The 11049-nt window shown below is 60.6% G+C and carries 11 protein-coding genes; 6 read left to right on the top strand and 5 right to left on the bottom strand.

Features of this window, described 5'->3' with window-relative positions:
- The first annotated feature begins 206 nt into the window (after positions 1-206).
- The 3 genes from BHU62_RS21275 to BHU62_RS21265 all read left to right on the top strand — a co-directional run bounded on the left by BHU62_RS21275 (position 207) and on the right by BHU62_RS21265 (position 2132).
- Positions 207-779: a TIGR00730 family Rossman fold protein gene (locus BHU62_RS21275; RefSeq protein WP_073534435.1), complete on the top strand. Its 573-nt coding sequence runs from the start codon at positions 207-209 to the stop codon at positions 777-779.
- Positions 780-879: 100 nt separating this feature from the next.
- A complete protein-coding gene (xthA, locus tag BHU62_RS21270) occupies positions 880-1686 on the top strand; it encodes an exodeoxyribonuclease III (protein WP_073534434.1) in 807 nt (268 codons plus the stop codon).
- Between the two features lie 44 nt (positions 1687-1730).
- Positions 1731-2132 carry a pyrimidine (deoxy)nucleoside triphosphate diphosphatase gene (locus BHU62_RS21265; protein ID WP_073534433.1) on the top strand — a complete coding sequence of 134 codons (402 nt, stop codon included), beginning with the start codon at positions 1731-1733 and terminating at the stop codon, positions 2130-2132.
- A gap of 21 nt (positions 2133-2153) precedes the next feature.
- Here the strand turns inward: BHU62_RS21265 and BHU62_RS21260 are convergent, their stop codons facing one another.
- The 5 genes from BHU62_RS21260 to BHU62_RS21240 form a co-directional block, all read right to left on the bottom strand.
- The gene (locus BHU62_RS21260; protein WP_073534432.1) at positions 2154-2450 is read right to left on the bottom strand and encodes a YnjH family protein; all 297 of its coding nucleotides are present in this window, start codon (positions 2448-2450) and stop codon (positions 2154-2156) included.
- Complete coding sequence (locus tag BHU62_RS21255) at positions 2447-4372, bottom strand: DNA topoisomerase III (RefSeq protein ID WP_073534431.1); 1926 nt, start codon at positions 4370-4372, stop codon at positions 2447-2449. The genes BHU62_RS21260 and BHU62_RS21255 overlap by 4 nt, the downstream gene beginning before the upstream one ends.
- A complete protein-coding gene (mnmH, locus tag BHU62_RS21250; RefSeq protein ID WP_073534430.1) occupies positions 4372-5490 on the bottom strand; it encodes a tRNA 2-selenouridine(34) synthase MnmH in 1119 nt (372 codons plus the stop codon). The genes BHU62_RS21255 and mnmH overlap by 1 nt, the downstream gene beginning before the upstream one ends.
- On the bottom strand, positions 5490-6533 hold the full coding sequence (gene selD / locus BHU62_RS21245; protein ID WP_073534429.1) for a selenide, water dikinase SelD: 1044 nt from the start codon (positions 6531-6533) through the stop codon (positions 5490-5492). Before selD ends, mnmH begins: the two co-directional genes overlap by 1 nt.
- A gap of 157 nt (positions 6534-6690) precedes the next feature.
- Positions 6691-7242: an NAD(P)H nitroreductase gene (locus BHU62_RS21240; RefSeq protein WP_073534428.1), complete on the bottom strand. Its 552-nt coding sequence runs from the start codon at positions 7240-7242 to the stop codon at positions 6691-6693.
- A 160-nt stretch (positions 7243-7402) separates the two neighbouring features.
- Between BHU62_RS21240 and sppA the strand changes: the two genes are divergently transcribed.
- The 3 genes from sppA to pncA all read left to right on the top strand — a co-directional run bounded on the left by sppA (position 7403) and on the right by pncA (position 11024).
- On the top strand, positions 7403-9259 hold the full coding sequence (gene sppA / locus BHU62_RS21235; protein WP_073534427.1) for a signal peptide peptidase SppA: 1857 nt from the start codon (positions 7403-7405) through the stop codon (positions 9257-9259).
- Between the two features lie 93 nt (positions 9260-9352).
- A complete protein-coding gene (gene ansA, locus BHU62_RS21230; protein WP_073534437.1) occupies positions 9353-10369 on the top strand; it encodes an asparaginase in 1017 nt (338 codons plus the stop codon).
- Positions 10370-10391: 22 nt separating this feature from the next.
- The gene (gene pncA / locus BHU62_RS21225; RefSeq protein ID WP_073534426.1) at positions 10392-11024 is read left to right on the top strand and encodes a bifunctional nicotinamidase/pyrazinamidase; all 633 of its coding nucleotides are present in this window, start codon (positions 10392-10394) and stop codon (positions 11022-11024) included.
- Positions 11025-11049: the final 25 nt, after the last annotated feature.

The raw sequence follows: 11049 nt of genomic DNA, 5'->3' as shown, positions 1-11049 counted from the left end.
CCCCCACCACCATCCCTTGCAGAAATCCCTGAACCTACTTAAAGCACATCGCACCCATAATGCTCTCGTATCAATAACCCCCAGTTCCAACCCCTTATTAACCCTTTTCACCCGCGCATTTATTTCCTCTCTCCCAGCCGTAACTTGAACTCCGGCCGACAATTCGCTATACCACTGGCTTCTTTAGTGCAGTAAGGAACAGGTGGATGCGAAACAATATTTGCGTTTTTTGTGGCGCCAGCGAGGGCTCTAATCCCGCTTATGCCGAACTGGCTCGTCAATTGGGACAGATGCTGGCCGCTCAGGGGCGCCGTTTGATCTACGGTGGCGGAAAAAAGGGGCTGATGGGGATCATGGCGGATGCCGTGTTGGCGGCAGGCGGTGAAGCGATCGGCATTATTCCCGAACGCCTGGTCGAAGCGGAAACGGCGCATCGTGGCCTGACAGAGCTGGAAGTGGTGCCCGACATGCACACACGCAAAGCCCGCATGGCGTCGCTGGCGGACGGTTTTATCGCCTTGCCCGGCGGCATCGGCACGCTGGAAGAGCTGTTTGAAATCTGGACCTGGGGACAAATCGGCTATCACAACAAGCCGGTCGGCCTGCTGAACGTTAACGGTTTTTATCGCCCGCTGAGCCAATTCCTCGAACACGTCGCCGATCAGGGTTTTATGCGCCACGATTATCTCGGCACGCTGCATATCAGCGAATCGGCACAAACGTTGCTGCAACAGTTTGACGATTATCAGCCGAAAAATTACGACCGCTGGGCGAAATAGCCCGCTGCGCAGTCAGCGGCCCGGCCGCTGTCTGCGTTACATTTCCCGCCAAACTCTGCTACTATCACAGCACATTTTTCTCGTGAAAACGGCACCGCTCATGAAGTTTGTCTCTTTTAATATCAATGGACTGCGCGCGCGTCCGCATCAGCTGGCGGCAATTATCGAACAGCACCAGCCTGACGTTATCGGTCTGCAGGAAACCAAAGTTCACGACGATATGTTCCCGCTGGAAGACGTCAGCCAGCACGGCTATCACGTGTTCTATCACGGGCAAAAAGGCCATTACGGCGTGGCGCTGCTGACCAAAGCGGAGCCGCTGGCGGTGCGCCGCGGCTTCCCGACCGATGAAGAAGACGCGCAGCGTCGCATCATCATGGCCGATCTGGCGACGCCGCAAGGCACGCTGACGGTGATCAACGGCTATTTCCCACAAGGTGAAAGCCGCGACCACCCGATCAAATTCCCGGCTAAAACGCGTTTTTATCAGGACCTGCAAAACTACCTGGAACAGCAGCTGTCGGCGGAATCCCCGGTGCTCATCATGGGCGATATGAACATCAGCCCGAGCGATTATGACATCGGCATCGGCGAAGACAACCGCAAACGCTGGCTGCGTACCGGCAAGTGTTCCTTCCTGCCGGAAGAGCGCGAATGGATGGATCGCCTGCTGAACTGGGGGCTGGTCGACACCTACCGCCACGCCAATCCGGGACGCAACGACGAGTTCTCATGGTTTGATTACCGCTCCAAAGGGTTTGACGACAACCGCGGTCTGCGTATCGATCTGCTGCTGGCCAGCACCCCGCTGGCGGCACGCTGCGTCGCCACCGGTATCGACTACCAAACCCGCGGCATGGAAAAACCTTCCGACCATGCACCTGTTTGGGCGGAATTTACGCTGTAACCCATCAACCCCGGTGCTCACCGGGGTTTTATTCTGTGAAGCCAATGAAAATTATCGACGTGGTAGCCGCCATCCTGGAACACGACGGGCGCATTCTGCTGGCCCAACGCGGCGCAGGCAGCGATCAGGCCGGCCTGTGGGAGTTTCCCGGCGGCAAGGTAGAAACGGGCGAGAGCCAGCCACAAGCGCTGGCGCGCGAGTTGGATGAAGAGCTGGGGATTTGCGCCCGTGTCGGTAACTATGTGGGCAGCAATCAGTGGCAGCAAGGAGAACGCCTTATCCGACTGCACGCCTGGCGAGTCGCGGATTTCTCCGGCGAACTGCAACTGCGCTGCCACTCGGCGCTGGTTTGGGTCACGCCGCAACAGGCACTGGGCTACACTCTGGCGCCCGCCGACGTTCCGCTGCTGGCGAACTATATCGCCGCTCAAAGCCCGGCGTGCTGAAAGCGGTGATAGGTTACATCGTCACTTCTTCAGGCGCACCCAAATCAGAGGGTTGGTGCCGATGGTGTTCGGCTCCCGCACGCACTGCAGCACCTCCCCCTCCACTTTGAGCACCGCACCCTCGGAATAGTTTTGATTCTGGTAGATGCAACAACGGCTGCAGGGCTGTGCCGGCGGCGGATTGACGCCGTTCTTCGCCGTGCCCCAAATCTCCGGTGAAACCGGCAACACCACGTTCACATCACCCCGGTTGGCGGCAGCCAGGCTGGAAAACGCCAGGACGCCGGCCACCAGCACCCCACTTAATCCGTGCTTCATTCACTCTTCTCCTGCGCCTTGCCGGCGCTTTTCCTGCGTTTTTTGCCACCGCTGGAGGGCGGCGGCGGCAATCCACGAAACGCCATGCTCGCTCGGCTCTGCTTAGCCTGATAAATCAGCTCCTGCAGCGTACCGACCAACGGCTGCATAAAGTCCTGATAACGGCAGGATTTCTCGCTGATTTGCGTCAGCGTGGCCTCCCAGTTGGCCGTCATATCAGGACGAGCGGCAAGATCCGGCAGCGAGTGAATCAGCGCGCGTCCGGTTTCGCTGGAGTGAATATAGCGCCCCTTCTTGTACAGAAACGCCCGCTTGAACAGCAATTCGATGATCCCCGCTCGCGTCGCTTCCGTTCCTAAACCATCGGTCGCTCGCAGGATTTTCTTTAACGCTTTATCTTGCACGAAACGCGCGATGCCGGTCATGGCCGACAGCAGGCTGGCGTCGGTAAACGGCCGTGGCGGCTGCGTCTGGCGCTCCACCACTTCACCACGCTCGCACAACAGCTCATCGTCTTTGGCCACCACCGGCAGCGGCGCGCCTTCGTTTTCCTCGTCGCGCTCCTTGCTGCCCAACAGCGTGCGCCAGCCGGCTTCCGCCAGGAAACGCGCTTTGGCGATGAATTTGCCGCCGGCGATATCCAGTTCGATCACGCATTTGCGGAATACCGCATCCGGACAAAACTGCATCAGATATTGGCGCGCCACCAGCCCATACACGTTCCGTTCATCCTGCGTCAGATTAATCTTGCCGGCGCGGGCGGTGGGAATGATGGCGTGGTGCGCATCGACCTTTTTATCGTCCCAGCAGCGGTTGCGGCGGTCGCTGTCGATCACCGGCTGCGGATACAGCTCGGGTTGGTGTACGCTGATAGCGTTCAGCACCGCGTGGCGGCCGGCGAAATGTTCTTCCGGCAGATAGCGGCAGTCGGAACGCGGATAGGTGATCAATTTGTGGGTTTCGTACAGCCGTTGGCAAACGTCCAGCACCTGTTGCGCGCTGAGGTTATAACGCCGGGCCGCTTCTATCTGCAGCGTGGAAAGCGAAAACGGCAACGGCGCGGTATCTGATTCCCGTTTATCATTATAGGCCGTGACCAGGGCCGGCTGGCCCTCGATGCGCTTGACCACGTGCTCCGCCAACGGCCGGTGCAACAAACGCCCCTCTTCATCCTGATAAGGCTCACAGGACTCGCTGGGCTGCCACAGCGCCACGAAGCGTTCTTCCTTCGGCGTGACAATATGCGCCTTGACCTCGAAAAAGTCTTTCGGCACGAAGTTTTCGATTTCTTCGTCGCGCCGTACCACCAATCCGAGCACCGGCGTCTGCACCCTGCCCACCGACAGCACGCCGTCGTAACCGGCATTGCGGCCCAGCAGCGTATAAGCGCGGGTCATATTGATGCCGTACAGCCAGTCGGCGCGCGAACGCGCCAGCGCAGACACGCATAACGGAATGAAATCGCGGTTGTCGCGCAGACGTTCGACCGCACGCTCCACCGCCTGCGGGTTGAGATCGTTGATCAGGCAGCGGCGCACGTTCTGGCGCTTTTCCGCCGTCAAATCCAGGTAGTCCAGCACCTCATCCACCAACAGCTGCCCTTCGCGATCGGGGTCGCCGGCGTGCACCACTTCATCGGCTTCGAGCAGCAACTTTTTAATGGCGTTGAGCTGTTTGCTGACCGAAGGCCGCGGCTGCAACCGCCATTTTTCCGGAATGATCGGCAGATCGGCCAACGACCAGCGCGCATAGCGGCTGTCATAGGCGTCAGGCTGGGCCTGCTCCAACAGGTGGCCGACGCACCAGGTCACCACGTCGTTGTTGCCGCAGGCGATATAACCGTCGCCGCGGCGATGCGGCTTGGGCAATACGTCGGCAATGGCGCGCGCCAAACTCGGTTTCTCGGCTATAAACAGTCGCATTAATCACCGTTTTTCTGGCTGAACGTCATCAAGAATTCTCTTACTTCTGCATAGTTCCCACGGAAGACGATCCGCTGGGCTTTCTTTTCCAACTGATAGCAATACATCGGATCGTAGTACTGCTGCAACAGGGGCGCCAGCCACTCGCGGTGCGCTTCGCCCTGGCCATTGAGACGCTGAGCTTGCAGAGCCGCCTCCAGCCGCTGCGTCAGCTGCTGGAAGCGCTCCAGCCCCAGACGGCGGCGAATGGCGAACAGACCGTGATGCAGATAGTCGTCGTACTGCCGCCAGCCCTCTTCCACGCCATAGGCTTGTTCGAACTGTTCGCGCATGCCGTCGATATATTCAGCCTGCAGGCGCGCCAGACGGATCTCGAACGGATCGTCGATCACCGCCACCGGCGCCTGTTGCATGCCGTTGAACACCGGCAACGGCAGATTGTTGCTGCCGATGATCCGCCCTTCGTCTTCCAGTACCCAACGGCGGCTGCCACCATGCTGTTTTTTCAGCAATAACACAGCCAGACGATTCTCAAAATCGATCTGTGAGCTCTGGCCCGCCAGCGTTCGACCAAAAGATGAACCGCGATGGCGCGCCGCGCCTTCCAGATCGACGCCGTCGGCCAGTTCGTTAACCAACAGCGTCTTGCCGCTGCCGGTATTACCGCCCACCAAGGCCATCGGCAACGCCGCGCTTTGCGCCAGTACGCCGATCAAGAAATTGCGTAGCGCCTTGTAGCCGCCAACGATACGCGGATAGTCCACGCCGGCCTCATGCAGCCATTGCTGCACCAGCTGCGAGCGCAGCCCGCCGCGGAAGCAGTAAATATAGCCTTCGGGCCGCTCTGCGCAGGCCGCCAGCCAGGCGGCGGTGCGCTGTTCGCGCAGCTTGCCGCTGACCAGGCTGTGGCCGAGCGCGATCGCCGCTTGTTGGCCATGCTGCTTATAACAGGTGCCGACCGCCTGGCGTTCGCTGTCGACCATCAACGGCAAATTCATCGCCTGGGTAAAAGCGCCCTGCTGAAATTCGATCGGCGCGCGCACGTCAATCAACGGCACGTCCTGCAGAAAAATGCGTCGGTAATCGTCGCTGTCCGGCCTTCCTTGGATGTTGGCCACTACGCGACCTCGATCAGCGGCTTACCGGCCTGCGCCGCATGCAGCTCGCCGATGGCGTTAAGCGTGATGCCGTGCTGTTCGGCAATCGCCAGCACCTGCGCCTCCGCCTCAGGCAGCACCGCCAGCAGCAAACCGCCGGAGGTCTGCGGGTCGCACAGCAGTTGACGCTGCAGATCGCTCATCTCGCCAACCAGATGACCATAGCTGTCAAAGTTGCGCCCGGTACCGCCCGGCACGCAGCCTTCGGCGATATACGCCTCGACGTCCGGCAGCTTCGGCACGCGGTCGAACCAAACCGTCGCCTGCAGACCGGAACCCTGGCACACCTCGCTCAGGTGGCCCAGCAGGCCAAACCCGGTGATGTCGGTCATCGCCGTGACGCCCGCCACTTCGGCAAAATCGGCGCCCGGCTTGTTCAGGCGACACATCACTTCCGTCGCCAGGCCCTGATGCTCAGGGCGCAGCTTGCTTTTCTTCTCGGCGGTCGTCAGCACGCCGATACCCAGCGGTTTGGTCAGATAGAGTTTCGCCCCGGCCTGTGCGGCGCTGTTTTTCTTCACCCGCTCGGTATTGACCACCCCGGTGACCGCCAGGCCGAAAATGGGTTCCGGCGCATCGATGGAGTGACCACCGGCCAGCGCGATCCCCGCCTGTTGGCAGGCGAAACGCCCACCGTCAATCACCTGCTGCGCCACCTCCGGCGGCAGTTTGGCGATCGGCCAGCCAAGAATAGCGATCGCCATGATCGGTTTGCCGCCCATGGCGTACACGTCGCTGATGGCGTTGGCGGCGGCGATGCGGCCGAAATCGAACGGATCGTCGACAATCGGCATAAAGAAGTCGGTGGTGCTAATGATGCCGACGCCGTTGCCGATGTCGTACACCGCCGCGTCGTCGCGGGTTTCATTGCCGACCAGCAGGCGCGGATCGACAAACTTTTCCCGCTCGCTGTGCAGAATGGTTTCGAGAACTTTCGGTGAGATTTTGCAGCCGCAGCCAGCACCATGGCTGTACTGGGTTAAACGGATCGCTGGCGATGTCATAGTCCACTCCCTTCGGTAACGGCACTCAAGATAACATAGGGTAGCGCTTGCCGAGGGGATTGATAAGAGCGGGCCGCCGATAAGCGAACGGCCTGCTCAGAAACCATGCAATTCTGCGGGATTTAGCGCATTTTCGCCGCGCCCGGTCGGAGGAAACTCAGAAATAGCTGACGAACGGCGCGCTGTCCGGCGGTGTCACCTTGGTGGCAGCCTTCAACTGCGGCGTGCCCAGATAGAGGAAGCCAACGATCTCGTCCTGCTCGCGGCAACCGAAGGCGTCGCGCACCAGCGCATGTTCGGTCCAGGCGCCGGTACGCCAGATGCCGTTAAAGCCCTGCGCCAGCGCCGCCATTTGCATCGCCTGCACCGCACAACCGGCGGAAACCACCTGCTCCCAACGCGGCACCTTGGTCTCTTCGGTGCAATGCGCGATGACGGTGATGATCAACGGCGCACGGAACGGCGCCTTCGCAGCCTTCTCGATCGCCGCTTCATCCAGCTGATCTTGCTTCGCCGCCGCCTGCAGCAGCTGGCTAAAGCGCTCCAGGCCCTGATTTTCGATCATCACGAAACGCCACGGCTGCAGCGCGCCGTGATCGGGCGCGCGCAGGCCCGCATTGATAATATTTTGGCGCACTTCCCCCGCCGGCGCCGGTTCCGCCAGGCGCGAGGCCGAGCGGCGATTCAACAAAAGATCCAGAGCATCCATCGTAAACTCCTGATAACAATTTTCATTCCGGCCACGTTAACATAGCTAAACGGCGAGTTACAGCCTCGGCGATACCGTCTGTGAGCCGCGATTTAAAGCTGACATTTTCCCGGCTGCTCATTAGGATAGCGGAACATTCTCGACTCTTGTTGGAGAGCACATGCGCACATTGTGGCAAATTATTGCCGGCATTTTCCGGTGGACATGGCGTCTGCTGAATTTTATCAGGGAACTGATCCTTAACCTGTTCCTGGTATTGCTGATCCTCGTTGGGGTCGGCATCTATCTGTCCTTCCAAAGCTCCTCCACCTCGACGGCCCCGGCGCGCGGCGCGCTGCTGGTCGATCTGAGCGGCGTAGTGGTCGATCAGCCTTCGGTGAACAACCGGGTGCGCCAATGGGGCCGCGAACTGTTGGGCGCCTCCAGCAGCCGCCTGCAGGAGAACTCGCTGTTCGACGTGGTGGACAGCATCCGCAAGGCCAAGGACGACAAAAACATTACCGGCATGGTGTTGCAGCTGAATGACTTCGCCGGCGCCGATCAGCCGTCGCTGCGCTATATCGGCAAAGCGCTGCGCGAGTTCCGCGACAGTGGCAAACCGATCTTCGCCATCGGCGACAGCTACAACCAGACGCAATACTTCCTGGCCAGCTACGCCAACAAGATCTATCTGTCGCCGCAGGGCGCAGTTGATCTGCACGGTTTTGCCACCAACAATCTGTACTACAAATCGTTGTTGGACATGCTCAAGGTCACCACCAATATCTTCCGTGTCGGCACCTATAAATCGGCGGTCGAACCGCTGATCCGCGACGATATGTCCCCGGCGGCGCGTGAAGCGGACAGCCGCTGGATCGGCGGCCTGTGGCAGAACTATCTGGAGACCGTGGCGGCCAACCGCCAGCTGACGCCACAGCAGCTGTTCCCAGGCGCCGCCGGCGTGCTGAGCGGCCTGCAGGCGGCCGGTGGCGATACCGCCCGTTATGCGCTGGACAATAAGCTGGTGGATGAGCTGGCCTCGCGCACCGCGATCGAAAATCAGCTGGTCAAAACCTTCGGCTGGGACAAACAGGCGAACGATTTCAACGCCACCAGCATCTACGACTACCAGCCGAAGCCGGACGCCAATCAGGGCGGCAAAATCGCCGTGGTGTTCGCCAACGGCGCCATCATGGACGGCCCGCAGACGCCGGGCAACGTCGGTGGCGACACCACCGCCGCCGAGCTGCGCCAGGCGCGTCTGGATCCGGCCATCAAGGCCGTAGTGTTCCGCGTCAACAGCCCGGGCGGCAGCGTCAGCGCGTCCGAAGTGATCCGTTCCGAACTGGCCGCCGTGCGCGCCGCCGGTAAACCGGTGGTGGTCTCGATGGGTGGCATGGCCGCGTCGGGCGGCTACTGGGTTTCGACACCGGCCGACTACATCATCGCCAGCCCGAGCACCCTGACCGGTTCCATCGGCATTTTCGGCATCATCAATACTTACGAGAAAACCCTGGATACGCTGGGCGTGCACACCGACGGCGTGGCGACCTCGCCGCTGGCCGACATTGCGGTTACCAAGGCGCTGCCGCAAGAATTCTCGCAGATGATGCAGCTGAATATCGAAAACGGGTATAAGAACTTCATCGAGCTGGTCGCCAAATCGCGCAAGATGACGCCGCAGCAGGTGGATCAAATCGCCCAAGGCCATGTCTGGCTCGGCAGCGACGCCAAGGCCAACGGCCTGGTCGATCAGTTGGGCGATTTCGACGACGCGGTGAAAAAAGCCGTCGAGTTGGCGAAGCTGCAGCAGTGGCAACTCGACTGGTTCGTTGATACCCCAAGCCTGAGCGATATGGTGCTCAGCCAGTTCGGCGTTTCCATTCACGCCATGCTGCCGGCGGCGATTCAGGCCATGTTGCCCGCCCCGCTGGCCTCGGTCGCCAATGCGGTGAAAGAACAGCCGGGCTTGTTCAATAACCTGAACGATCCGCAGAACCGCTATGCGATCTGCCTGACCTGCGGAGAAGTCCGCTAACAAATAATTCTGCAGCCCGGCCACCGCCGGGCTTTTTTTCTGCCGCCATGCCCCTATAATTCAGCCCATCTTATCTTTGTTAAAATCATGACCATGCAAAAGAAATCCATTTACGTCGCCTACACCGGCGGCACCATCGGCATGCAGCGTTCCGATCACGGCTATATCCCGGTTTCCGGTCACCTGCAGCGCCAGCTGGCGCTGATGCCCGAATTCCATCGGCCGGAAATGCCGGATTTCACCATTCATGAATATGCGCCATTGATCGATTCGTCGGACATGACGCCGGAAGACTGGCAGCACATCGCCGACGACATCAAACAGAACTACGATCGCTACGACGGCTTCGTGATCCTACACGGCACCGACACCATGGCGTTCACCGCCTCGGCGCTCTCCTTCATGCTGGAAAACCTGGCTAAACCGGTGATCGTCACCGGCTCGCAAATTCCGCTGGCGGAACTGCGCTCCGATGGCCAGACCAATCTGCTGAACGCGCTGTATCTGGCGGCCAACCACCCGGTGAATGAAGTCAGCCTGTTCTTCAACAACAAGCTGTTCCGCGGCAATCGCACCACCAAAGCGCACGCCGACGGCTTCGACGCCTTCGCCTCCCCCAATCTGCCGCCGTTGCTGGAAGCCGGCATTCATATTCGTCGCCAGCCCGGCATCGACAGCCCGGCTTGCAACGGCGAACTGCTGGTGCACGACATCACGCCGCAGCCGATCGGCGTGGTCACCATCTATCCCGGTATTTCCGGCGCGGTGGTGCGCAACTTCCTGCTGCAGCCGGTCAAAGCGCTGATCCTGCGCTCCTACGGCGTCGGCAACGCGCCGCAGAAGGCCGAGCTGATCGACGAGTTGCGCGCGGCTTCCGAACGCGGCATCGTGGTGGTCAACCTGACGCAGTGCATCTCCGGGCGCGTCAATATGGAAGGCTACGCCACCGGTAACGCGCTGGCGCACGCCGGGGTGATCAGCGGTTTCGACATGACGGTGGAAGCCGCTCTGACTAAACTCCACTATTTGTTGAGCCAGCCGCTGACGCCGGAGCAAATTCGCGACCTGATGCAACAAGATCTGCGCGGCGAGCTGAGCGTCAACGGCTAACCTACCGACCTATGGAGCAACGATGAAAACGGCCCTGTTGTTGATCGATCTGCAAAACGATTTCTGCCCCGGCGGCGCGCTGGCGGTCACGGAGGGCGACGCCGTCATCCCGGTCGCCAATCAGGCGATCGCCGCCTGTCTGGCGCGCGGCGAGCCGGTGGTGGCCAGCCAGGACTGGCACCCCGCCAATCACCGCAGCTTTGCGGTGAACTCCCATGCGCAGGCCGGCACCCTCGGCGAGCTGGAAGGCCTGCCGCAGGTGTGGTGGCCGGTGCACTGCGTACAGGGCAGTCACGGCGCCGATTTTCATCCTCAGTTGCAGCGGCAACACATCGATGCCGTCTTTCGCAAAGGCCAGGCTACGGACATCGACAGCTACAGCGCCTTCTTCGATAACGGCCATCGAGCACAGACCGAACTGCACGGCTGGCTGCAATCGCAGGGCATCCGCCGGCTGGCGATCATGGGCCTGGCGACCGATTATTGCGTGAAGTTCAGCGTGTTGGATGCGCTGGCGGCCGGCTATTCGACGCAGGTGATCGTCGACGGCTGCCGCGGCGTCAATTTGCAACCGGACGACAGCGAGCGAGCGCTGCGGGACATGGAACGCGCCGGCGCGCAACTAGTTACCCTGTCACAGTTCCTCGTCAACTAAACCTGCCGGGCGCCATCGGCACCCT

It is taken from the genome of Serratia marcescens (assembly GCF_001902635.1).
In the GTDB taxonomy this organism is placed as follows: Bacteria; Pseudomonadota; Gammaproteobacteria; order Enterobacterales; family Enterobacteriaceae; genus Serratia; species Serratia marcescens_F.
This window is presented reverse-complemented; position numbering and strand designations above follow the sequence as displayed.